This window comes from Pseudomonas sp. PAMC 26793, from assembly GCF_000313235.1.
Taxonomy (GTDB): domain Bacteria; phylum Pseudomonadota; class Gammaproteobacteria; order Pseudomonadales; family Pseudomonadaceae; genus Aquipseudomonas; species Aquipseudomonas yamanorum.
This window is the reverse complement of record NZ_AMXG01000038.1, coordinates 78,192-102,187: the sequence shown is the minus strand read 5'-3', so window position 1 is coordinate 102,187 and position 23,996 is coordinate 78,192. Positions and strand designations below refer to the sequence as shown.

Genomic DNA, 23,996 nt, shown 5'->3' with positions numbered 1-23,996 from the left:
CTTGCTCGCGAAGGACTCACAGCCGCCACTCATCCACCTGATACACCACAGCCTGGGCGCCAGGCACAAAAGCCGTAATACGCCCCTCAGCAAAATCCGCCACCAACCGCGTCCCATCGGCAAAGGTGGTCTGCTGCACCTGTTTATCTGCCGTCAGCCAGCGAAAATCGGTCATCGCCTGAGTCGCCAACCGTTCATGCAACGGACGGAAGAACGCGTCCTGGCGCTGAATCACCGGCAAGCGCTGCTTCACCGTCGCCGCACTCAGGTGATACAGCGGCGGCACGTTGTAGAGCAGTTGCGTCAGCTCGTTCTCGGCCCGCACGTTGCTCAGTTTCAGGCTGTCGAACAGCCAATGATGGGTGGTGATCACCGAGCCGTGGAACACCGCCTGATACAGCGGCAGGCGCATCGTCGGGTCAAAGTAGACCGTGCGAAACGGCTCTTTCAACGGTACGGATTTAAAGAACACTGCCGGCTGTTCCGGCGGGTACCAGGCCCCGACGTAATACGGCGACTGCTTGTCCTGGGTCATCTCCCGATCACCCCAGCCCATCACCGGCGTTTGCATGCCGTGGGCAAACAGGATGCCTTGGGCGGTGATCGCGTTGCCGTCCTCGGAACCTGTCGGCAACTTGAGCGCGGTATTGATCCAGCGGGCTGCATCGATATTGCCTTCGGCGTTTTGTGCCTGGGTCATGCTGGCGCCCGTGCGGTAGCTGTCGAACAGCATGCTGGTGGCATAGGCGTCGAGGAACCAGGCGTTGAACCCGGACTTGGCCTGCACCGCCTTGATCCGCGCCTCCAGCAATGGACGCACGCAGCGCGGGTCGGTGTAGTGGCCGGACTTCTGGAAGCCGGTCTTCAACTGGCCGCCCTTCAACACGATCGCGCACTCGCCGTAGGCCTTGCTGCCCAGGTGCGCGGTGATCCAGTCGGGGTTTTCAGTGGCCGACAGTGCCGTTTCATAAGAGTCGTAGGGCGCCATCAAGTAACCGGCGTCGACTCCGGCCTTCACCGCTTCAGGATGCCAGAGCCCACCTTCCCAGCCTTCGCCCTGAGTCACCAGCAGGCGCTTGAGACCGGCGTCTTTCAAAGCGTTGGTGACCGATAGGGTGTTGCCCCAGGTCTCGGGCATTGTGCTCAAGGCACCGGCAAAGGCCACGGCCAACTCACGACGCAGCGCACCATAACCGTCAGCGAGTTGGGTCATGTCCGGCTCGGTGGAGGGCTGCCAGCCCTGCCGGGCTTTTTTGTTGATCGCCGCGTTCAGGCCGCGCAGCAGGACAGCCTGCTCATACGGTTGCTTGACCTGTCGAACCTGCGCAGCCTCTTTGTCCAGCAAGCCATTCAACTCCGCTGCCAAGCCTTTGCCGCTGCGCAGCAGTTTGAGCAACTTCGGCCAATCACGCACATCACCCAGGCTCAGCAGGTCATTGCCCCACAGGTAGATATGGCTGGCGCCCAGCAGCTTTTCCGCTTCCGGGGTTTGCCGCAACTTGTCTGCCAATGGTTCAAAAAGCCCCTGCTCCACCAGCCATTGGTGATAGCGCTTGGCGCCGGCCAGCGGGTCGCTTTCGCCCAGGTGCAACAGCACGGTCATCGGCGCGGCGGGGTCCAGCGTGGTGAATTCATGGAAGGCGGACATCGCCAGCCCTTTACCGTCGGCCTGCCAGTGCAAACGGTTGTTGTAAGGATTGGTCATCAGCCAGTTGAGGGTGAACGCGCCGTGGTCCAAGCCCCACAGCGGCAAACTGAGGTCCTCGGTGGTGTTGACGTCGCCCTGCTCCAGCAGGAAGTCCTGCCACACACCATTGCCCGCCGGTACGTAATGCCCTTCGGCCAGGGGCCAGATCAGGCCCTTGCCCATGGCACTGGCGGGTTGGCGCAGGATCGCCAGCTCACCGGCATCACGGGCGGTGATCGTCAGGGCAAGATCCCGTTGATCGAGGGTGGCGCTCAGTCGATAAGCGCCCTCATCCCATTGCCAACTGGCATGACTGGCGCTTTGGGAGAGCTGGTTGACCCGGTGCGCAGGGACGCCGCTTGAAGCCTGCACGGCGGTCTTGTCGCTGGGGATCACGTGGATCGCGAGGGTCGCCGGGTCGAGCTCAACGCGCCACAGGGCGTTCTCCAACACCGTGCCGGCAAGGGCCACGGGCGACAGCAACAAGGTACAAACCAGCAGGAAACAACGCATGGGGCAGGCCTTGGCAAAAGGATCAGGCCCGGAGGGTAAAACAATTGACCGGGAGCCAAGGGCAAAAAATGTTTCAGGGAACATTCCCACGTCCGTGTAGGAATGTCATCGCAGTGGCTGTCAGGCGTTTTCTTTCTTCGGCTCGCGAATCTTGTACCAGGCCACATACAGCGCCGGCAGGAACAGCAGCGTCAGCAAGGTGGCGATGATGATCCCACCGATCATCGCGTAGGCCATCGGCCCCCAGAACACTTCCCGGGCAATCGGGATCATGCCCAGGCTGGCCGCCGCCGCCGTCAACAGGATTGGCCGGCGCCGGTGTTCGGTGGCTTCCACCACCGCGTCCCAGGGCGTGTAGCCGTCGCGCTCGTAGGCGTCGATCTGCGTCACCAGGATCACCGAGTTACGGATGATGATGCCGATCAACGCGAGGATCCCGAGGATCGCCACAAAGCCCATGGGCGTGCCCGTGGGTATCAGCGCCAACACCACGCCAATCAGCCCCAACGGTGCGACGCTGGCCACCAGGAACATCTTCTGCACGCTGTGCAGCTGGATCATCAGGAAGGTCGCCATCAGGAACAGCATCAGCGGCACCACCTTGGCGATCGGACCCTGGGCCTTGCCGCTTTCTTCCACGGTGCCGCCGGTGGCGACCTTGTAGCCCACCGGCAACCCAGCACTGAATTTGTCGATGTCCGGCTTGAGCTGTTTCACCAGATCGGTGGGCTGTATGTCGTCGCGCACCGCCGCCTTGATGGTGATGGTCGGCTTGCGGTCGCGACGCCACACCAACGGCTGTTCCAGCTCATAGCGCACGGTGGCGAACGCCAGCAGCGGAATCGAGGTGCCGTTGGGCGTGACAATCTGCAGGTTCTGCAAGGTTTCCGGCGTACCCCGTTCGGCGTCTTCGGCGCGGCCGACCACGTTGATCAGGTAGATGTCGTCATGCACCTGGGTCACCGACGCACCGCTGACCACGCTGTTCATCAACTGCGCCACGTCTTCCGACGACAACCCCAGTTGCCGCGCCTTGTCCTGGGCGATGTCCACCCGCAGGACTTTGCCCGGCTCGTTCCAGTCGTAGATGATCTCGCCCATGTGGGTGTTTTTATCGAGCATGGTCGCCAGTTCGATGGCGTGTTTACGCACCTGATCGATGTCCTTGCCAGACACCCGGTACTGGATCGGACGCCCCACCGGCGGCCCCATTTCCAGCGGCTGGACGAAGCTGCCGACGCCGACAAAATCTTCCCGCAGGTGTTTTTGCAGGCGCGCGATCAACGCGCCGCGCTCTTCCAGGCCCTTGCTGACGATCACCAGTTGCGCGTAGTACGGGTTCTCCAACTGCTGGTCCAGCGGCAGGTAGAAACGGATCGCGCCCTGGCCGATATAGGTGCTCCAGCGAGCAATGTCCGGGTCATCCTTGATGATCGCCTCAAGACGGTCGACGGCCTTGCGGGTCTCGTTGATCGAGGCGTTTTGCGGCAGGTTGAGGTCGACGAGAATTTCCGGGCGGTCCGAAGACGGGAAAAACTGGTTCTGCACAAACTGCATGGAAAACACCGACGCCACAAACAACAGCACGGTGATGCCGATGGCCCACCAGCGATTGCGCATGGCCCACAGCATGCCGCCATTGAACGCCCGGCCCACACGGCCCGGCTCGGCGTTATGGGGTTTTACCTTGCTGCTGAGGATATGCACCCCGAGCACCGGCGCGAACAACACCGCGACCACCCACGACACCAGCATCGCCACGGCAATCACCGCGAACAAGGTGAAGGTGTACTCGCCCGCCGAGCTCGCGTTAAGCCCAATCGGCACAAAACCGGCGACGGTCACCAGTGTGCCGGTCAACATCGGGAATGCCGTGGAGGTGTAGGCGAAGGTTGCCGCCTGCTCCTTGGTTTCGCCTTTTTCCAGGCGCGTGATCATCATCTCCACGGTGATCATCGCGTCGTCCACCAACAGGCCGAGGGCAATGATCAACGCGCCCAGCGACACCCGCTGCATGGTGATGCCGCTGTATTCCATGAACACGAACACCAGCGCCAGCACCAATGGAATCGAGCACGCCACCACCAACCCCGCGCGCACGCCGAGGCTGATAAAGCTCACCACCAGCACGATGATCACGGCCTCGAACAGTGCGCTGGTAAAGCCGCCGACGGCCTCTTCCACCACTTCTGCCTGATCGGAAACCTTGTGCACGCCCACACCCACCGGCAGGTCGGCGGTCAGCTCGTCCATGCGTTTGTGCAGGGCCTTGCCGAAGTCCTGGATGTTGCCACCCTTCTGCATGGCGATGGCAAGGCCAATCGCCGGCTTGCCGTTGAAGCGGAACATCGGCGTCGACGGGTCGACATAGCCACGGGTGATTTCCGCCACGTCAGCCAGCCGATAGAAACGGTCATTGAGCCGCAGATTGACGTTGGCCAGGTCCTTCTCCGAGGCGAACTGCCCGGAGGTGCGCACCGAAATCCGCTCCGGCCCCGCCTCGATCACCCCGGCCGGGGTCACCGCGTTCTGCGATTGCAGGCTCTGCACCACCTGGCGCTGATCAATCCCCAGGGCCGCGAGTTTGCGGGTGGAGAAATTCAGGTAAATCACTTCGTCCTGCTGGCCGATCATCTCGACCTTGCCCAGCCCCGGCACCGAACGAATCTCGGCGCGCGCTTGCTCGACGTAGTCGCGCAACTGGCGCATCGACAGGCCATCGGCGGTAAACGCATACACCGAGCCGAACACGTCACCGAACTCGTCGTTGAACGCCGGCCCCTGCAAGCCTTGGGGGAAGCTGCCACGGATATCGTCGATCTTCTTGCGGACCTGATACCAGATCTCCGGGATAGCCTTGGCGCTGGTGGTGTCCTTGAGGAACACAAACACCGTGGATTCACCGGGCCGGGTGTAGCTTTTCACGTAGTCGAGGGAGTCCAGCTCTTCGAGTTTTTTCTCGATGCGATCGGTGACCTGCTTCAGGGTTTCTTCCTGGGTCGCACCGGGCCAGCGGGTCTGGATCACCATGGTCTTGATGGTGAACGACGGGTCTTCCTCGCGGCCGAGGTTCATGTACGAGAACACGCCCATCAGCAGCGCGACGAACATCAGGTACCAGACGAAGGACTGATGCTTGAGCGCCCAGTCGGATAAGTTGAAGCTCCCTTTCATCGCGGGCTGTCCTCGTCGATTTTGACTTTTTGCCCGGGCTTCAGGCTGTTCACGCCGGCACTCACCACGCGCTCGCCGGGTTTGACGCCAGCGTTGAGCAAGGCGCTGTCGGCGTCACGGCTGACGATGGTGACGTCACGGGGTTGTACGGTCTGGCTTTGGGTGTCGATCACCCAGATGCGGGTCTTGCCGTCGGCTTCCTGCAAGGCAGTGAGGGGCAGCTCGATGCGTGGAGCGATGGCTGAACTGAGGGTCACACTGATGGCGGTGCCAAGGCGGAACGCGGGCGGTGTTTCGGCCAGGGTCAGGCGGGCGCGACGGGTGCGCGTGGCGCTTTGGGCCTGGGGTTCGATCTCGCGCACGGTGGCGGTGGTGCTGACGGTGGGGTCCATCTGCCCGGCGACCAGGAACACCACGTCCGGCGGCAGACGTTCGGCGAGGCCGGCAGGCAAATCGATGACGGCTTCCTTGATGTCCGGTCGCGCCAGGGTCACCACTTGCTGCCCGGCGCTGACCACCTGGCCGGCCTCGGCATTCCAGGCGGTGACGATGCCCCCGTGGTCGGTGCGCAGTTCGGCGTAGTTGAGCTGATCCTTGGCCTGGTTGACCGAGGCCTTGGCTTGGTCGAGGGAGGCCTGGGTGGTTTTCAGGTCGGTCTGGGCCACATCCAGTTGGGCCTGGGCGCCGACGCCGCGGTTGAACAGTTCCTGCTGGCGACGGGCATTCGCCTGGGCGTTGATCCACTGCGCCTGGACCCGGGCCAAATCGCCTTGGGCAGCGCGCAACTGGTTCTGTTGATCAGTGGGGTCGAGCACGGCCAGCAAAGCGCCCTGCTCCACTTCAGCCCCCACATCCACAGCGCGCCGGGCAATGCGCCCCGGCACACGGAACCCCAGGTTGCTTTCATAACGGGCCTGGATGGTACCGGCGAAGCGGCCGAGGTTTTCCTGGTCTTCGGACTTTACTTCAATCGACAGCACCGGGCGCACCGGCTCCGGCGTCGGCTCTTCCTTGGAACACGCCATCAACAGCAGGCTGGCGGCGAGCACACACGTCAGCCGCTTCATGGCTGCACTCCTTGGGCCTGGGCCTGATCCGGCGGCTGGGCGATTTCCACGATCATGCCGGGGTGCAGCAATTGCCCGCCGGCCACCACGACTTTTTCGCCGCCCTTGAGGCCGTCGCTGATGATGACCTTGCCGGTCAGATAGCGCGCGACCGTGACCTTGTGCAGTTGCGCCTTGCCATCAGCGTCCACCAACCATACCGCTGGTTCGCTGATGTCTTTGGTCAATGCGGCCCACGGCAATTCAATGCTGGCCTTGGCCGGCCCGTTGGCGGTGGCGCTGACCACCGAGCCCAGTTGCATGCCCTGGGGCAGTGCGTCGAGCGCGATTTTGACTTGCACCGTGCCGGTATTGGCGGCCACGGCCGGGGTTACTTCGCGAACCTTGCCCACGGCGGTGATCTGCGGATTGTCCAGCAGGCTGACGGTGATCGGTTTATCAGGTGGTGGCTCCACCAGCAGTGACTCATAGACGTTGAACACCGCGTCGCGCTCGCCATCCCGGGCCAGGCTGAAGATCGGTACGGTGGCCTGTACTACCTGGCCGACCTCGGCCTGGCGCGCGGTGATGATGCCCGGCGCGTCGGCGATCAGCGAGGTGTAGCCCAACTGCTCACGGGCATTGGCCAACTGCGCCTGGGCGGCAGTCAGCGCGCTTTGACTGCTGCGCAGCGCGGCCTGGGCGGAGTCGTATTCGCTGCGGCTGGTGTAGCCCTTGGGCAGGAGTTTTTCCTGGCGCACAAACGCGGCGGCAGTCTGTTTGACCCGCGCCTGTTCGGCGACCACCTGGGCCTGGGCGGAGTCGAGGTTGGTCTGCAAATCTTTCGGGTCGAGCTTGGCCAGCACTTGCTTGGCGCTGACGCGGTCACCGACATCCACCATACGCTGGATGATTTTGCCGCCGACGCGGAACGACAGATCGGTCTGCACCCGGGCCTGGATATCGCCGGTCAAGGTCACGGCGGCGGCAAAGTCGGTGGACTTCACGGTCTGCACAAACACTCGGGAATGTTCCTTGGGTTCGGGTTTTTCCTGGCCGCAACCGCTCAACAGCGCCAGCAGGCCAAGGCCGAGGATAATAAATGTGGAGTTGGGACCGCCCATGCAGGCTCCTTTTGCGTGATGCCGCCGTGCCAGTGTCTATGCGACTGTGAGCTTAGAACAGGGTTCCTTATCTGCATGGAGAATCCCATACTCCAATGGTTCCCAAACCGATAATTTTTTTCATGCTCAAAACCCTCGCGGTGGCCAATTACCGCTCGATCAACAAATTGGTGGTGCCGCTGGATCGGCTGAACCTGATCACCGGCCCCAATGGCAGCGGCAAGTCCAACCTGTACCGCGCCCTGCGGCTGCTGGCGGAGACGGCCCAAGGCGGTGTGATCAACGCACTGGCCCGCGAGGGTGGGCTGGATTCGACCTTCTGGGCCGGGCCGGAAAACATCAGCCGGCGCATGCTCAGTGGTGAAGTGGCGGTGGAGCCCGTCGTGCGCCAGGGCGCCAAGCGCTTGCGCCTGGGGTTTGCCGGGGAAGATTTCAGCTATGCGATTTCCCTGGGGTTGCCGGAGCCGGGCGAGTCGTATTTCTCCCTCGATCCGGAGATCAAGAAAGAATGCATCTGGGCCGGGCATGTGTTTCGCCCGGCGAGCCTGTTGGTGCAGCGCTCCGGCCCGATGGTGCGCGCTCGCGAAGGCCGGGCCTGGGATGTACTGGCCCAGCACACGCCGAACTACCACAGCCTGTTCGATCAGGTCGGCAGCCTGCGGGGTTCGCCGGAAGTGTTGCTGCTGCGTGAAAGCATTCGTGGCTGGCGCTTTTATGATCACTTTCGTAGCGACGTCGACGCCCCGGTGCGCCAGCCGCAGCTGGGCACGCGCACGCCGGTGTTGCATCACGATGGGCGGGATTTGGCGGCGGCGTTGCAGACCATTCGCGAGATTGGCGACCCCGACGCCTTGCAGCGGGCAATCAGCGATGCGTTTCCCGGGGCGCGGTTGAATATCGAGCCGTTGCAGGGCGGCCGTTTTGCCATTGAGTTTTATCAGGAAGGGTTGCTGCGGCCGTTGTCGGCAGCAGAGTTGTCGGACGGCACCTTGCGTTACTTGCTGCTGGTGGCGGCGCTGCTCACGCCGAGGCCACCGACGATGATGGTGCTTAACGAACCGGAAACCAGTTTGCACCCGGACCTGTTGCCGGCATTGGCGCGGCTGATCATCCAGGTGTCGCAGCAGTGCCAGGTGTGGGTGGTGTCCCATGCCAGCCGCTTGATTGCGGCGTTGCAGCAGGATGAAGGGTGTAATTCGATCGTGCTGGAAAAGGTGATGGGACAGACGCAGGTGGTGGGGCAGCGGGTGCTGGATGAGCCGGCGTGGCATTGGCCCAGCTGATGATCGTTCCCACGCTCTGCGTGGGAACGCATAACGGGACGCTCCGCGTCCCAACAGCAGACGCGGAGCGTCCAAGGCGGCATTCCCACGCGGAGCGTGGGAACGATCACTGACGGGTCAACCCTGCCACTTCCCGCCTTCAACAATCACACTCTCAGGCTTGGTGTCATCGCTCAGTTCCTTGCGAACATACTGGTCATACAGCTTGAGCAAGTACTTCTCTTCACCCAGCTTGGCCAGCTCGGCATTCACCCAATCCCGCAGTTCGATGTTGCCCTTCTTCACCGCCGGCGCAATCGGCGCTTCATCCCCCAGTTTCTGCTCCAGCACACGGTAGCCAGGGTTCTGCTTGGCCCAGCTGAACAGCACCAGGTTGTCCTGGGCATAGGCATCACCACGGCCCGCCGACAACGCTTGCAGCGACTCGGAGTTTTTCTCGAACTTCAGCAGTTTCCAGTCCGGGTGGTTCTTGGTCAGCCAGATATCTGCGGTTGTGCCGGTGGTGACGATGGTGGTGCGGGTCGCCAGGTCGTCCAGGCTTTTCACCGAGCTGTCCTGCGGCACCAGGGCCTGCACCGCGACTTTCAGGTTTGGGTTGGTGAAGTCCACCGCTTCCTTGCGCTCAGGCGTCACGGTCATGTTGGCGAGGATCAGGTCGACCTTGTCGCTTTGCAGGAACGGAATGCGGCTCGCCGGCTCCACGGCGACGAATTCAACCTTGTTCTCGTCGCCCAGCAGGTCCTTGGCGAAGCGGCGGCCGATGTCGGTATCGAAGCCGACGTAGCGACCGGACTCATCCACAAAACCAAACGGCGGCTTATCGGTAAACACACCGACGATCAGCTTGTCCCGCGCCTTGATCTTGTCGATGTAGCTCACCGCAGCCGGGGCCGGGGTGGCTGCAGCGGCCGTCTTGGCGAGCTCTTCGGATTTGTTGCAGCCGGCCAGCAAAGCGAGGCCGAACAGGGGGAATAACAACTTGGCAGTTTTCATGACAGCTCCAGTTCCTTGGTTCTTTTGGGCAGTGTTGAAACAAAGGAGAACTTCTCCAGGAACTGCTGCGCGCGTGCGGTTTGCGGGTTCGTAAAGAATGCCTCGGGGGTGTTTTGTTCGAGGATGCGGCCGGCCTCCATGAACACCACGCGGTCGGCGACGGCGCGGGCGAAGGCCATTTCATGGGTGACGATCAGCAGGGTCATGCCGTCCCGGGCCAGGCCCTGGATCACTTCCAGTACTTCCTTGACCATTTCCGGATCGAGGGCAGCGGTGACTTCGTCAAACAGCATGACCTGCGGGTTCATGCACAACGAGCGGACGATGGCGATGCGTTGTTGCTGGCCGCCCGAAAGCTGGCGCGGGTAAGCGTCGCGCTTGTCCGACAGGCCCACCCGTTCCAGCAGTTTTTCTGCCTGGGCCCGGGCTTCGCGGGGCTCGCGTTTTTGCACTTTCAACGGGCCGAGCAAAATGTTGTCGAGCACGCTCATGTGCGGGAACAGGTGATAACTCTGGAACACCATGCCCACGTCCTGGCGTACTTGGCGCCAGTCGGTGGCCTTGTCCAGCAGCTCCTTGCCGGCAAAACGCAGGCTGCCACTGTGGGCCACTTCCAGCCCATTGAGGCACCGCAGCAAAGTACTTTTGCCGCAGCCGCTGGGGCCGAGGATCACCACCACTTCGCCGCTTTGCACGCTCAGGTCGATGCCCTTGAGCACCTGCTGGTCGCCGAAGTATTTGTTGAAACCCTGAAACTCGATCAATGCGCTCATGCTTGGGCCCAGCGCCGTTCCAGCACCTTGGAGGCAGCCGACAACGGGTAGCAGATAAAGAAGAAAAACAGGAACAGCGCGCCGTAGATCAACACCGACTCGTAGGTGCGCTCGATGATTTGCTGGCCGACCTTGATCACGTCCACCACACCGATCAGCACCGCCAGGGAACTGGTCTTGATGATGCGGGTGTAGACGTTGATGGTCGGCGGGGTCATGCGTTTCAGGGCCTGGGGCAGCAACACGTAGCCGTACAGTTGCGGGGCCGACAAGCCAATCGACAGGCCGGCTTCACGCTGGCCACGGGGCAACGAATGCAAGGCACCGCGCACCACTTCGCCGACTTCACTGGCGCCCCACAGCGACAACACCAACACCGCGCACCAGAAGCTCGGAATGCTCAGGCCAAAGAAAATCGGCAGGCCGAAGAACAGCAAATACAGCCACACCAGCACCGGGATCGCGCGGAACAGCTCCAGGTAAATCCGCAGCACCAGGTTGATCGCTTTTGAATTCAGTGTGCGCAGCACGCCATACAACACGCCGCCGACGGTACTGAAGGCAATGCTCAGGAATGAGATCGACAGGGTTTGCGCAGCGCCCTTGCCCAGTTGCGGCAACGACACCCAAAGTAATTCAAGACCCGAACTGGCCATGCTGGAGCCTCCTTTCAAGGCGGCTGAGCAGCAGCGACAGCGGCAGGAATAACAGCACGCAGATCAGCGTCAGCACGGCGAGCATTTCGTAGGTTTTGTAATAGAGGGCGATGTAGCTTTTGGTGGTGTAGAGAATTTCCGGCACCGCCACCGCCGACACGATGGTGGTTTCCTTGAGCAGGAAAATGAAGTTCGCAAACAGCGCCGGCAGGCTGAGGATCCCGGCCTGGGGCAGGATCACATGGCGCAGCAGTTGCCAGTGGGACAGGCCGATGGACTTGCCCGATTCGATCTGCGCCAGCGGCACCGCCTCGACCCCGGCGCGCAGCACTTCCGTGAGGTAGGCGCCGCCGAGAAAGGTCATGGTGATGATCGCCGCCCAGAATCCGGAGATGTTCAAGCCTAGGGCCGGCAGCGCGAAGTAGACGAAAAACAGTTGGATCAGCAGCGGTGTGTTGCGCGCCAGTTCGACGTACAGCGCCACCAGGCGCCACACGTAGGGCGTGCGAAACACCAGCAGCGCGGCATTGATCAAGGCCACCAGCAGGGAGGTGCCAATGGCGATCAGGCCGACTTGCAGGGTAACGCCCACGGCCTTGAGAAACGCCGGCAGCGTGCTGAGGATAAATGCGTAATCGAAGGTCATCTGAAATCCCTGACGCCGCAGGGGTAAAGCGGCGTTGGTGCGATCCGGTTCAGCGTGGGTAACGCTGAGTAGCGCCGACTTTAAAGGTATAAAAAGCAAACTTTAAATACCGAAATAGCATATTGATATCACCCAAATAGATAACCGGCGGATTCGCGGTACCGGCGGATGACAGCTACTGTTCCCGAGGAAGTAGGAAAGGTCTTTTTATCGGTGCTGCACTTCAGGGATAGGCAGCGCGTGGCCAGACTGGCGGCCAAACAACACACGAGGGAATGAGCGATGAAGGAGGCAAAACCGATTGATCCGCAGGAGCTGGTGAAGTGGCTGGTGGCGCTGCGCAGGGCCATTAACAGTCGGAATATCTGAGCTGACGCATTACCCAATGTGGGAGCGGGCTTGCTCGCGAATGCGGTGTATCAGTCAGCAGATGTGTTGGCTGACCCACCGCGTTCGCGAGCAAGCCCGCTCCCACATTTCGATTGTATTCCAACGATAAAAAACGCCGACGCTATAGAAGCCGTCGGCGTTTAAACCTTGAAGGAGGTTTTGGGGCTCGATCAGAACGCCGGCACGACCGCGCCGTTGTATTTCTTCTCGATGAAAGCTTTCACTTCCGGGCTGGTCAGGGCTTTGGCCAGCTTCTGGATCGCGTCGCTGTCCTTGTTGTCCGGGCGGGCAACGAGGAAGTTCACGTACGGCGACTTGGCGTCTTCAATGATCAGTGCGTCCTTGGCCGGGTTCAGGCCGGCTTCCAGGGCGTAGTTGGTGTTGATCAGGTCCAGGTCAACCTGGTCCAGCACCCGTGGCAGCAGGGCCGATTCCAGCTCTTTGAACTTCAGGTGTTTCGGGTTGCTGGCGATGTCTTTCGGCGTGGCCAGGGCGTTGGTTGGATCTTTCAGGGTGATCACGCCAGCCTTTTGCAGCAGCAGCAGGGCACGGCCGGAGTTGCTGCCTTCGTTCGGGATGGCCACGGTGGCGCCATCTTTCAGCTCAGAGATGTTTTTGATCTTTTTCGAGTAACCACCGAAGGGTTCAACGTGCACACCGACCACGGTCACCAGGTTGGTGCCTTTACCCTTGTTGAAGTTTTCCAGGTACGGCAGGGTCTGGAAGTAGTTGGCGTCCAGACGCTTCTCGGCCACCTGTACGTTCGGCTGTACGTAGTCGGTGAAGACTTTGATTTCCAGGTCCACGCCTTCTTTGGCCAGGGTCGGCTTGACCAGCTCAAGGATCTCGGCATGCGGGATCGGGGTAGCGGCAACCACCAGTTTCTCGTTGGCCTGGGCGAAGCTTGCAGTCAGGGCAGCCGCCAGTGCGGTAAACAACAGAACCTTTTTCATGCAGTGTCCTTATCGAAAATCCGGGTCGTCTGGGACGGCCGCTTTTAGTTGAGTGCCAGCGAAGTGCTATCGCGGCGTGAAGCGGACAATACCGAGGTTTTTTATTCCAGAACAATACTTTTTATTCACTTTCATATTCCATTTTGTTCATACAGACCCCAACCCTTTCAATAGACGCTTCAACGCATCACGTTCGGCCTCGGTACCGCCGCTGAGGATCTGCCGCGCCTGGTGCTCGATCTGCGCCACCGAAGGCAGCGGCAGGTTCAAATGCTCCGGCAAAATCTCGTCGCCACTGCTGACCAGCAGGGCAAAGTGAATCACGTTTTCCAACTCCCGCGTGTTGCCCGGCCAGCTGTGATGCTCAAGCACGCGCTGGGCTTCGTCGCTGATCAGCGGCACCGGCAGGTCGAGACGCTGGCTGTAGATGCCGAGGAAATACTCGGCCAGTGACAGGATGTCCCCCACCCGCTCCCGCAGTGCCGGCAACTCCAACTGGCCTTCGCTGAGGTAATGGAACAGGCGCTCGTGAAACTTGCCGGCCGCCACGGCCTGGGCGAGGTCAATGCTGGTGGCCGCCACCAGACGCACATCCACCGGACTTGGCTGATGAGCGCCGACGCGGGTCACTTCGTGGTTTTCCAGCGCCGCCAGCAACTTGACCTGGATCGGCAACGGCAGGTCGCCGATCTCATCCAGGTACAAGGTCCCGCCGTTGGCCGAGCCAAACCAGCCGGCGCGGCTGCTGGCCGCGCCGCTGTGGCTGCCTGCGGCATAGCCGAACAATTCGGCGTCGGCATAAGTCGGGCTGATGGCGCCGCAATTGACCGAGACAAACAGGCCGGTGCGGTCACTGCCCCGGTGGATATGCCGGGCGAGCAATTCCTTGCCGCTGCCGGTTTCGCCCCGAATCAACACAGGCAACGCACGGGGGGCGAGGTTTTCGAGGTCTTCGCGCAGTTGCCGCGAACGCGGGTCGACAAACACCAGCGCCTTGGCACGAATGCTCAGGGGGCTTTTTTCGGCGTCGGGGAAAGTCAGCAGGGGCTGACCGAAGGTTTCATGCAGGCTCATGGCAGACTCCCGCCCCATCCACGAAGGGGAAGGGGCGTTTAAAAAATTTTATGCACGGCGCCGGGAGTGATGTTCCAGGCGATTTTGCAGGCGATAGAGGTAGGCGAAGCCCTGTTCCCAGCGTTGATGGCCGGACTTCACATTGATATGCCCGGCCCCCGAGAGAATCCCCGCTTCGGCGCCCCAGTTACGCGCCAGTTCCAGAGCGCGGGTGGCGCTGACGGCGCTGTCGTTATCGGAGCTGACAACCTGGCTTGGGAACGGCAGCAGATGGTTGGGGATTGGCGCGAAGTTACGCAGGGCGGGAGCACAGGCAGGGCGTTCGACATCGGCCGGGGCCACCAGCAAGGCGCCGCGTACCTGACGCAGGAACTGCACGGGTGCGGTGGCGGCCCAATGGGCGACGGTGATGCAGCCCAGGCTGTGGGCAATCAAAATCACCGGGGTGCTGTCGGCGGCGATGGCTTCGGCCAGTGCGGCCACCCAGTCTTCGCGGCGCGGGGTGAGCCAGTCGGCTTGCTCCACGCGTGCGCTGTTGGGCAGGCTGTTCTGCCAATGACTTTGCCAATGATCTTCTGGCGATCCTTGCCAGCCCGGCACGATCAGATAACGAATCGACTCGCTGTGCATGGGTGTGCCCTCCTGCAGCGTTTAACGTTGTGGGTCAGTATAGGCACGGGGTATATATTCGTTAAGGAATAAGAAGCTATTTATTAATAACCAAAATGGTTGTTTGAGGGTGGGGGGGATTAGGGGGTTTGGGTACATATCCGTTATTTAGGTAACGGCGGCTTATGGTTCCGCCCTTACGGCGGCTCACTTTTGAAGAGCGCAAAAGTAAGCAAAACGCTCTTGACCCACCACTCGGCTCCTCGCCTAGGCTCGGAGTGCCCTCACTCCGGCTTTGGACCGTGGGCCGCCGCGATGGGCCATCCTTGGCCCAGCGCGGCTAACCCGGCGTCCTGCCGGGTTACCCACGCTCCAAAGCCTGCGTTCGGCCAGCGTGGTTTAACGGGGCGCCTAAGATCAAGATCAAGATCAAAAGCAAGAGCACAGCGGCCTACCGGCCGACTTGAGTGCTGAAGAGCAAAATCAAAATCTAAAGCGGGCACGGTCAAATGTGGGAGCTGGCTTGCCTGCGATAGCATCAACTGGGTACACCTGATGCACCGAGGTGTCTGCATCGCAGGCAAGCCAGCTCCCACAGAAAAGCAGCTCTGTTTTCGCTCTGGCTTTTGATCTGGCTTTTAACACTCAAGCCGGCCGGTAGGCCGCTGTGCTCTGCTTTTGATCTGCTTTTGATTTTGATCTACGGGCCCCGTCAACCACGATGGCCGCAAGTAGGCACGGTGGAGCGGGTAAATCGGCAGGGATGCCGATTTAGCCGCGCCGGGCCATGGATGGCCCGTCGCGGCGGCCCGCGGAACCGGGCCGGAGTGCGGGCATGCCGAGCCTAAGCGAGGCACCGAGTGGTGGGGCAAAGACCTTTTGGTTACTTTTGGGGCGTTTGCCAAAAGTGACCCGCTGTAAGAGCGGAACCCTAAGTAGCCGTTACCTAAATAACGGATATGTACTCCCCCCAAAGCCAAAAAAAAGGCCGCACCCTGCCAAGGAAACGGCCAAAAAAATTGTCGAGGCATTTGAAACTAACGTGCAGTAATCACCGACAGCTTGGTAATCCCCGCGCGCTCGATAGACGCCATGGCTCGCGCCACTTCGCCATAATTAACTCCATCGTCAGCCTGCAGTTGCACCCGCACCTCCGGGTCCTTGGCCTTGGCCGACTGCAGGTTGAATTCCAGCAAATCCGGCTGGATTTCATCCTTGTTGATAAACAGTTTGCCGGCCGCATCGATACTCACCACCAGCGGATCTTTCTGCTCCACCGGCGCCACGGCCTCGGTCTTGGGCAGGTTGATCGGAATCGCGTTGGTCAACAGCGGCGCCGTGACGATAAACACCACCAGCAGCACCAACATCACATCCACCAGCGGCGTGACGTTGATCTCGCTCAGCACCTCATCACTGTCTTGCGTGGAGAAGGCCATCTCAGGACGCCTCCTTCACTTTTTGCGCGCCGCCCTGGGCACCGGCCTTGCTCAACGTCGGGTGCAGCAGTACACGGAACGAGTTCTTCTGCGCCAGGCTGTAGAAGTCATGGGCGAAGTCATCCAGGTCAGCAGCCGTGAGTTTCAGACGACGCAGGAAGTAGTTGTAAACCAGCACCGCCGGCACCGCGACGGCAATACCCACACCCGTGGCGACCAACGCGGCACCAATCGGCCCGGCCACGGTTTCGAGGCTGGCGGAACCGGCGGCGCTGATGCCTTTCAAGGCTTCCATGATCCCCCAAACGGTACCGAACAGACCGATAAACGGTGACGTACTGCCGATACTCGCGACCACCGCCAGACCGGTTTCCAGGGAGCGACGCTCACGCACGATTTGCTGGCGCAGTGCACGTTCGAGGCGGTCCTGATGGTTGATCGCCTGGCTCAGGTCAGCCGCGTGTGGCGCCTCACCCACCTGGATCGCGGCGTAACCGGCCTGGGCCACACGAGCGGCCGCGCCGGGTTTGGTTTCGGCCAGTTCAGCGGCCGAGTCCAGACTGGATGCCGCCCAGAACTGTTTGTGGAACTTGCGATCCTGCGACTTGAGGCGGCCGAACTGAACGCCCTTGAGCAGGGCCAGGCCCCAGGTGGCGACCGAAAAGACCACCAGCAGCCAGATCACCGCGCTTTCGATGGATTCAGTTGGAGATGCTAATGCCATGATGTTTTCCCTCTGTGCAGGTCGCGATGTGTCCGACACACCGCATCCAATAATTAATGAATCTTGAAATCGATCGGTACGCTGACCCAGCCGTCCTGAGCCACATCGCCCTGCTTGGCCGGTACAAAACTCCAGCGCTTCACGGCAGCCAGTGCGGCTTCGTCGAGTTGCTGGCGACCACTGCTTTTCTGGATCTGGATCTCACCCGGCTTGCCGGTGGCCAACACATGCACCCGCAACAACACCGTGCCTTCCCAACCCCGGCGCTGGGCCAGTGACGGGTATTCGGGCGCCGGGTTCTTCAGGTACGCGGCGTTGGCCGAGGCCGGGGTTACCGGCGCTGGCGCAGGCGGTGCAGGTGCGGGAGCCGGTGGCGCAGGTACAGGCGGCGCGGGCGGCTGCTCGGCGACCGGTTTCGGTGCGGGCTTGGGCACGGGCTTCGGTACCGGCTTGGGTTTCGGAATCTTTTTCGGCGCCGGCTTGGCGGCCAATTCATCAACCACCGGCGGTGGCGGCTCGACAACCGGCGGCGGTGGCGGCACGGGCGGTGGCGGCTCCACAACCGGCGGCGCCGGCTGGGAAAATTCGATCGTCATTGGCGGAATTTCCGGCGGCACAATCGGCAGCACCGGGGTTGGCTTCTGGCTGACCCAATAGATCACCGCACCATGCAAGGCCAACGCGAGAATCCCCAACAGGATCGCTTCACGCCGACTCAACACACCCTTGGGGGTTTTCTGCGTACGCAACTGCCCCAACGGCGCGCGGTGCGGCCGGCCAAGGTCGACCAACTCACCACCCGGTGCGTGGCGCCACTGCGCCTCTTGTGCACTGGCGGCGGTCTGGACATTGCCCATTGATTAACTCCCCTGCGGTCTTAAGCAAAAAAACCGACGGGCATGCCTTGGCGGCCGTCGAGGGCTGAATCATCGGGGCCAGACGCTTATCTCTTAAAGTAATCTTTAAAGTTATAGATAGATCCAAATTGAATAACCGAAACATCCGGATACGCCGAGGCCACGGCCTGCGCGGCCTGGCGTCGAGGGGGAAAATTTCAATGCTTTTGAGGCATACAAAATATTCACTGAAGGCATGGCTCAGCGCGGATTACTGGCACACAAATCCAGCAATTGACGCAGCAACGCCTGCCCCGCTGCGCCAAGGCCATTGCGGCCATACAGCGCCAGCCGCACGCCCTGCACCGCCGGCAAACCGCTGTCTGGGCCCAACACCACATGCCCGGGCTGCACGACCCGCACCGGCAGCAAGCTGATTCCCAGCCCCGCCGCCACCGCCGAACACACGCTGGCCAGGCTCGCGCTGGAGTAACCGATGCGCCAGCGCCAGCCGCCCACCTCCAGGTGATGCAGCATTTCATTGCGATACAAGCCACCGGCGGGAAACGCCACCAGCGGCAGCGGATCACGCCCCAGGGAGGGCGCACTGCGGCTGTCGACCCAACACAACGGCTCCGGCCAGGACGCCAGGCAGTCATCGCTGTCGCCCATTTGCTTGACCAGCAGCACGTCGAATTCACCGCCGCGATAATCCCGCAACAACTCCGGCCCCAAGCCGCTGGTGACCTCCAGCCGCACCCGTGGATAAGCCTGCACAAACGCCGACAGCAAGGACATCAAGCGCTCAGCCGCAAAGTCCTCGGGCACCGCCAGGCGCAACACGCCATCGCTCTGCTGGTTGATCAGCACATCGGCCGCCTCTTCGTGCAGCGCCAGGATGCGCCGCGCATAAGCCAACAAGCGTTCGCCCTCCACCGTGGCCACCACGCGACGCTGATCACGGTCGAGCACCTGGCTGCCGAGTGCGTCTTCCAGGCGGCGGATCTGTTGGCTGACCGTGGACTGGGTCAAGTGCAGGCGCTCGGCCGCACGGGTGAAATTGCCGCAATCGACAACGGCGACAAAGCTGCGCAACAACACGGGATCGAACATGGACCTCACCATTCCATTTGCCACTGATTGGCATGGTTATATTTAATTTCAGAATACCCCTGCGGCTGCCCATACTTCACGCCTCATTGCGCACGAGGGGATTTGCATGACGGACGATCAACGGCATCTGCATCACGCGGTGCAACTGGCCCGGGCCAACGTCGCTGCCGGTGGCCGCCCGTTTGCTGCCGTGCTGGTGCGCGACGGCAAGGTACTGGTGGAGGCCGTCAATGAAATCCACCTGACCCAGGACCCCACCGCCCACGCCGAAATGCTCGCCATCCGCGCCGCCAGCCAACAGCTCGGCCCGCGCCTGGAAGGCTGCGTGATCTACGCCAGCGGCCAGCCCTGCCCGATGTGCCTGAGTGCGATGTACCTGTGCGGCGTGTCCCGTGTGGTATTCGCCGCCAGCAACGAAGTGGCGGCGCCATTTGGCCTGTCGACGGCAGCGATCTACCAACAAATGGCGTTGCCTTTGGCGGAGCAAAAATTGCCCGTGCGGCACCTGCCACAAGCGGCGATGCAAGCCCTTTACGGTGAATGGCAGGCCCTGCATGACGCTGAATAATTCGTTCGCCGGCAAACTCGCCGGCTGGGGTTTGCTGGTGGTGCTGGGCCTGAACCTGCGGCCCATCCTCAGCTCCATCAGCCCGTTGCTGGGGGAAATCCGCCTGGCCACCGGCCTGAGTTTCCAGAGCAGCGCCCTGCTCACCAGCCTGCCGGTGATCTGCATGGGCCTGGTGGCGTTGGTGGGTGTGCGCCTGGAGGCGAAGCTGGGGGAGCGTCGCGGGATCGCCCTGGGCTTGATGATGATCCTGCTGGCCTGCCTCGCGCGTTGGTTGTTTGGCCAGGCGCCGGCGCTGCTGGCTACCGCATTGTTCGGCGGCGCTGGCGTGGCGCTGATCCAGGCGCTGGTGCCGGCGATGATCAAGCGCCAGTTCCATCAGCGCGTGCCGTTGGCGATGGGGGTTTACTCGGCGTCGCTGATGGGCGGCGGTGGCTTGGCGGCGCTGCTCAGCCCGTTGGTGGCGGGGCATTTCCAGCACTGGCAGGCGGGGCTCGGGATCTGGCTGCTGCCGGCCCTGGGCGCACTGTTGTTGTGGGCCTGGCTGCCATTGGGTGCGGCGAAAAACCCGCAGGTGACGGCGCCGTTCCAGGGCCTGCGCAACCGTCGGGCGTGGTTGCTGGCGCTGTATTTCGGCCTGGTGAATTGCGGCTACATGAGCATGGTCGCGTGGTTGCCGGCCTACTATCAGCAGTTGGGTTGGGACGTGTTGCCCAGCGGTTCACTGCTGGCGTTCATGACGATCTTCCAGGTGATCGCCGCGCTGTTGATGCCCGCGCTGGCGCAACGTGGCACTGATCGTCGGCCGTTGTTGAGCATCAGCCTGCTGGCCCAGACCGTGGGCTATATCGGCCTGCTGGCAGCGCCGCTGGAATTCCCACACCTGTGGGTGGCGCTGATCGGCTTTGGCCTGGGAGCATGTTTTGCCCTGAGCCTGCTGCTGACCCTGGATCACCGCCGCGACCCTCGGGAAGCCGGCCAACTGGCCGCGTTCGTCCAGGGCGTGGGCTTTTTGATCAACGCCGTCTCACCGTGGCTGACCGGCTGGCTGCGGGAATTGACCGGCAGTTTCGTCAGCGCCTGGATGGTGTTGACGCTGACGGTGGTGGCGATGCTGATCGTGACCCGCGTGTTCAGCCCGGCCACCTACCGCACAGGCTCTATGAATATGCAATTTGAGTCTAGATAAAACAATGAAGCTTCTTTGGTGGAATAAGTGCGGCGATTAGAATCGCGGTTTCCTTCAGGACGCCGGAAAACTCCATGGACCTTCGCCAACTGCGCTACTTCATTGCTCTGAACGAGTACCGCAGTTTTGTGCGCGCCGCTGACGCCATGGGCATCACCCAGCCGGCGTTCAGCCGCAGCATCCAAAGCCTGGAGCAGGAGTTTGGCTGTGTGCTGGTGGACCGCGCCCACAAAGACCTGCGCCCCACCCCCGAGGGCCAGATGGTGTTGCAACATGCCTTGTCGCTGGTTCAGGGGGCCGCGCGGCTGACCCACGAAGTCACCCGCATGACCAAGCTCGACGCCGGCGAATTGCGCTTTGGCTGCGATGCCGTGGCGGCGGTGAGCCTCGTGCCTGGGGCGATCGCACGGTTTGTCGGCGCTCATCCACGAGTACGCAGCGGTTTGCATGTGGATAACTGGGAAAAACTCGGGCGCAGTCTGAGTCGCGAAGAGATCGAGTTCTTCATCGCCGATGTGCGCCACTTCGAGGCCGATCCAAATTTCCAGACCCAGGCCCTGACACCCCGGCGCAATGTATTTTTCTGCCGCGCCGGGCACCCGTTACTGGCCAAGGACAGCCTCTCCACCAACGACTTGTTTGACTACCCGCTGGCCACACCGCTGATCGCTCCCGGTGTACGCAAGCTACTGGCCAACCTGAGCGGGCGTGTCGACTTTTCTCCCGCTATCGAGCTGGAGCAGTTTGCGGCGCTGGCGGCCATCGTGCACCAGTCCAATGCGATTGGCCTGGGTGCCGAGGATGCGTTTGCCGAAGATTTTGCCCGTGGTGCACTGACGGTGCTGCACTGGCGTAACGTGCCTCACAGCCTCGACAGTTTGAACAACCGTTGCGGGATCATCAGCCGTACCGGGTTTCGCTTGTCGCCGGCGGCGAAGGCGATGATCGAAACCCTGATCACCGTGGATACCCCCTCTGCTGAAGCACGCTTGCTCGCCCGCAACTAAAAAACCAGGCTTGCGCGCGGCAGCCCATTCTCTTGATTTCAATGAAACTGTTATCGGCAATCAGCGGGTTTTTTCGCCTGCCGGTAACCGACACCATTGGCTCCAGAACAGAAAACCTGGAGCCCTGCCATGTACTTGAAATACCCAATCAGTTGGACTGCCCTTGCCTTGGCTGCGGCCCTCACCGGCACCGCCGCGCAGGCTTCCATGCCATCGAACCTGCCCGCCGATCAGAGCGTTGGCGCCGTCGAGCAGGTGCACGCGTTTCACGATGCCATGCCCACCGGCGTGAGCGTTACCGAGACCGGACGCATCTTTGTCAACTTTCCTCGCTGGGGCGACGAGGTGCCGTTTACCGTCGCAGAACTGCGCGATGGCAAAGTCGTACCCTACCCTGACCAGGCGATCAATCAGGCCAACCCCAAAGACCCGGCCAAAGGATTTATCAGCGTACAAAGCGTGGTGGCCGACGGGCGCGGACACCTCTGGATACTGGACACCGCAGCCCCTGGCTTCTCATCTCCACAGCCGCGAGGCGCCAAGCTCGTCGCGGTTGACCTCGCCACCAACAGGGTGGTCAAGACCCTCGTATTCCCGAAAAACGTCATGCTGCCCGGCACCTACGTCAACGACATGCGCTTTGATTTTCGCGTGGGTGACCAAGGCGTGATCTATATCACCGACTCTTCACTTACCGGCCCGGGCGCGATCATCGTCATGGACATCGCCACTGGCACAGCCATACGCCGACTCAGTGGTGCACCCTCGACCTCGGTCGACCCGAACTTCGTACCCACGGTGGAAGGCCAGGCCCTGAAAGTACGGGATGCAAAAGGCGGCACGCAGCCTTTTGCCGTGGCTTCGGATGGCATCGCCCTGTCGGCTGATGGGCAGACCCTGTATTTCTGCCCGCTGTCGAGCCGGCACCTGTACTCCATCCCCACGGCACTGCTGCGGGACGAGACAGTCAGCGAAGCACGGCTCGAAATGGCGGTCAAAGACCTCGGGGAAAAAGGCGCCTCGGACGGGCTTGAAGCCGACGCGTCGGGGGCCGTCTATGCCGGCGACTACGAAAACAACAGCGTGCGCAAACGGCTGGCGAACGGGCAATGGCAGACCATCGTCCATGATCCGCGTGTGCTATGGCCCGACACCCTGTCAATCGGTCCTGATGGCTACCTGTACTTCATCGCCAATCAGCTGCACCGCCAAAGCATCTTTCACGCCGGCAAAGACTTGCGCCAGAAACCCTACAGCCTGTTGCGCGTGAAGATCGATGCCGCACCGGCGCCCACACACTAGCGGCGCCGAAGCATGAATATTGAAGCGTTGAACCTTTTCATGCGATCAACGGAGCTGGGCAATATCACCGCAGCCGGCAGGGAGTTGGGACTCGCGCCTTCGGTGGCCAGCCACAAACTGGCGAAGCTTGAAGAATACCTGGGCATGCGCCTGCTGCATCGCACCACCCGCCAGGTCAGCCTGACCGAAGACGGTGCGCTGTTTCTGCCCCATGCAATCCGGGTGCTGGCAGCCGTGGACGAGGCCTATTGGGTCGCGGTGAAAGGCAAGGACGTGGCCAAGCGGGTGTTAAGAGTATCCGCCCCCGGGTCCTTCGCGCGGATGTGCCTGATGCCGGCGATTACCCGGTTCTTGCACGCCAACCCGAAGCTGAAGATCGACTTGATACTGTCCGATCAAATGCAGGACCTGACCGAGATCGGGATTGATGTGGCAATCCGCATCGCCGCCCTGAAGGACTCGTCCCTGGTGGCGCGCAAGCTCGGCTGCGACCGGCGCATCCTGTGTGCGGCACCCGCCTACCTCCAGGCGCATGGCGAGCCGACGTCACCTGTGGAGCTGGCCGATCATTCCTGCATCCTGCTGGGCGACGAGGACCATTGGCGTTTCGTAGGTGCCCCGTCACACGAAGTCACAGCAATCGGTGGTTCGCTCAGAGTCAATTGCGGCGAAAGCGCACGGCTTGCCGCAGAGGGTGGGCTCGGCATCGTCTCTGTTTCACAGTGGAACGTCAGGCCCTCACTGGAAAGCGGCGCATTGGTGGAAATCATGCCGTCCTGTGCCCTGGAGCAAACCCGGGATATCTGGGCGATCTACCCCAGCGCGCGGTTGATCTCATCCAAGGCTCGGGCTTTCGTCGAGTTCATGATCGCCGAGTTTCAGGGCGATTTTTAGCATAGG

At 61.7% G+C, this 23,996-nt stretch carries 21 protein-coding genes; 6 read left to right on the top strand and 15 right to left on the bottom strand.

All coding sequences use genetic code 11. The features are described 5' to 3' along the window. Window positions 1–16: 16 nt before the first annotated feature. The 4 genes from D109_RS0117945 to D109_RS0117930 all read right to left on the bottom strand — a co-directional run bounded on the left by D109_RS0117945 (window position 17) and on the right by D109_RS0117930 (window position 7,544). Window positions 17–2,200 (bottom strand): glycoside hydrolase, encoded by a 2,184-nt coding sequence (locus tag D109_RS0117945; RefSeq protein ID WP_017478091.1) that lies wholly within the window; start codon window positions 2,198–2,200, stop codon window positions 17–19. Between the two features lie 120 nt (window positions 2,201–2,320). After that, window positions 2,321–5,374: an efflux RND transporter permease subunit gene (locus tag D109_RS0117940; RefSeq protein ID WP_017478090.1), complete on the bottom strand. Its 3,054-nt coding sequence runs from the start codon at window positions 5,372–5,374 to the stop codon at window positions 2,321–2,323. Continuing rightward, a complete protein-coding gene (locus tag D109_RS0117935) occupies window positions 5,371–6,441 on the bottom strand; it encodes an efflux RND transporter periplasmic adaptor subunit (protein ID WP_017478089.1) in 1,071 nt (356 codons plus the stop codon). The genes D109_RS0117940 and D109_RS0117935 overlap by 4 nt, the downstream gene beginning before the upstream one ends. Continuing rightward, window positions 6,438–7,544: an efflux RND transporter periplasmic adaptor subunit gene (locus D109_RS0117930; RefSeq protein WP_017478088.1), complete on the bottom strand. Its 1,107-nt coding sequence runs from the start codon at window positions 7,542–7,544 to the stop codon at window positions 6,438–6,440. The genes D109_RS0117935 and D109_RS0117930 overlap by 4 nt, the downstream gene beginning before the upstream one ends. Before the next feature lie 122 nt (window positions 7,545–7,666). On the opposite strand from D109_RS0117930, the gene D109_RS0117925 reads away from it, so the two are divergent. Next, window positions 7,667–8,827 (top strand): AAA family ATPase, encoded by a 1,161-nt coding sequence (locus D109_RS0117925; protein WP_026078047.1) that lies wholly within the window; start codon window positions 7,667–7,669, stop codon window positions 8,825–8,827. A gap of 117 nt (window positions 8,828–8,944) precedes the next feature. On the opposite strand, the gene D109_RS0117920 is transcribed toward D109_RS0117925, so the two are convergent. The 11 genes from D109_RS0117920 to D109_RS0117865 all read right to left on the bottom strand — a co-directional run bounded on the left by D109_RS0117920 (window position 8,945) and on the right by D109_RS0117865 (window position 19,033). Next, complete coding sequence (locus D109_RS0117920) at window positions 8,945–9,820, bottom strand: transporter substrate-binding domain-containing protein (RefSeq protein WP_017478086.1); 876 nt, start codon at window positions 9,818–9,820, stop codon at window positions 8,945–8,947. Then, window positions 9,817–10,593, bottom strand: coding sequence for an amino acid ABC transporter ATP-binding protein (locus tag D109_RS0117915; RefSeq protein WP_017478085.1), 777 nt, complete (start codon window positions 10,591–10,593; stop codon window positions 9,817–9,819). Before D109_RS0117915 ends, D109_RS0117920 begins: the two co-directional genes overlap by 4 nt. Beyond that, window positions 10,590–11,249, bottom strand: coding sequence for an amino acid ABC transporter permease (locus tag D109_RS0117910; protein WP_017478084.1), 660 nt, complete (start codon window positions 11,247–11,249; stop codon window positions 10,590–10,592). Before D109_RS0117910 ends, D109_RS0117915 begins: the two co-directional genes overlap by 4 nt. Beyond that, window positions 11,230–11,895 (bottom strand): amino acid ABC transporter permease, encoded by a 666-nt coding sequence (locus D109_RS0117905; RefSeq protein ID WP_017478083.1) that lies wholly within the window; start codon window positions 11,893–11,895, stop codon window positions 11,230–11,232. The genes D109_RS0117910 and D109_RS0117905 overlap by 20 nt, the downstream gene beginning before the upstream one ends. 560 nt (window positions 11,896–12,455) lie before the next feature. Next, complete coding sequence (locus D109_RS0117895) at window positions 12,456–13,238, bottom strand: MetQ/NlpA family ABC transporter substrate-binding protein (RefSeq protein WP_003211822.1); 783 nt, start codon at window positions 13,236–13,238, stop codon at window positions 12,456–12,458. A 147-nt stretch (window positions 13,239–13,385) separates the two neighbouring features. Continuing rightward, complete coding sequence (locus D109_RS0117890; RefSeq protein WP_017478082.1) at window positions 13,386–14,312, bottom strand: sigma 54-interacting transcriptional regulator; 927 nt, start codon at window positions 14,310–14,312, stop codon at window positions 13,386–13,388. 48 nt (window positions 14,313–14,360) lie between these two features. Further along, the gene (locus tag D109_RS0117885) at window positions 14,361–14,942 is read right to left on the bottom strand and encodes an alpha/beta hydrolase (RefSeq protein WP_017478081.1); all 582 of its coding nucleotides are present in this window, start codon (window positions 14,940–14,942) and stop codon (window positions 14,361–14,363) included. A gap of 1,016 nt (window positions 14,943–15,958) precedes the next feature. After that, window positions 15,959–16,360: a biopolymer transporter ExbD gene (locus D109_RS0117880; RefSeq protein ID WP_017478080.1), complete on the bottom strand. Its 402-nt coding sequence runs from the start codon at window positions 16,358–16,360 to the stop codon at window positions 15,959–15,961. 1 nt (window position 16,361) lies between these two features. Further along, on the bottom strand, window positions 16,362–17,087 hold the full coding sequence (locus D109_RS0117875; RefSeq protein ID WP_085984637.1) for a MotA/TolQ/ExbB proton channel family protein: 726 nt from the start codon (window positions 17,085–17,087) through the stop codon (window positions 16,362–16,364). A gap of 50 nt (window positions 17,088–17,137) precedes the next feature. Continuing rightward, window positions 17,138–17,941 carry an energy transducer TonB gene (locus D109_RS0117870; protein ID WP_017478079.1) on the bottom strand — a complete coding sequence of 268 codons (804 nt, stop codon included), beginning with the start codon at window positions 17,939–17,941 and terminating at the stop codon, window positions 17,138–17,140. Between the two features lie 240 nt (window positions 17,942–18,181). Further along, window positions 18,182–19,033 carry a LysR family transcriptional regulator gene (locus D109_RS0117865; protein WP_017478078.1) on the bottom strand — a complete coding sequence of 284 codons (852 nt, stop codon included), beginning with the start codon at window positions 19,031–19,033 and terminating at the stop codon, window positions 18,182–18,184. Between the two features lie 106 nt (window positions 19,034–19,139). On the opposite strand from D109_RS0117865, the gene D109_RS0117860 reads away from it, so the two are divergent. The 5 genes from D109_RS0117860 (at window position 19,140) to D109_RS0117840 (ending at window position 23,990) form a co-directional block, all read left to right on the top strand. Beyond that, the gene (locus D109_RS0117860) at window positions 19,140–19,601 is read left to right on the top strand and encodes a nucleoside deaminase (RefSeq protein ID WP_017478077.1); all 462 of its coding nucleotides are present in this window, start codon (window positions 19,140–19,142) and stop codon (window positions 19,599–19,601) included. Next, window positions 19,588–20,787 carry a CynX/NimT family MFS transporter gene (locus D109_RS0117855; RefSeq protein WP_017478076.1) on the top strand — a complete coding sequence of 400 codons (1,200 nt, stop codon included), beginning with the start codon at window positions 19,588–19,590 and terminating at the stop codon, window positions 20,785–20,787. The genes D109_RS0117860 and D109_RS0117855 overlap by 14 nt, the downstream gene beginning before the upstream one ends. Window positions 20,788–20,861: 74 nt before the next feature. Then, the gene (locus D109_RS0117850) at window positions 20,862–21,794 is read left to right on the top strand and encodes a LysR family transcriptional regulator (RefSeq protein ID WP_017478075.1); all 933 of its coding nucleotides are present in this window, start codon (window positions 20,862–20,864) and stop codon (window positions 21,792–21,794) included. A gap of 129 nt (window positions 21,795–21,923) precedes the next feature. Then, window positions 21,924–23,096, top strand: coding sequence for an L-dopachrome tautomerase-related protein (locus D109_RS0117845; protein WP_017478074.1), 1,173 nt, complete (start codon window positions 21,924–21,926; stop codon window positions 23,094–23,096). A gap of 12 nt (window positions 23,097–23,108) precedes the next feature. Next, window positions 23,109–23,990, top strand: coding sequence for a LysR family transcriptional regulator (locus tag D109_RS0117840; RefSeq protein WP_017478073.1), 882 nt, complete (start codon window positions 23,109–23,111; stop codon window positions 23,988–23,990). Window positions 23,991–23,996 lie beyond the last annotated feature (6 nt).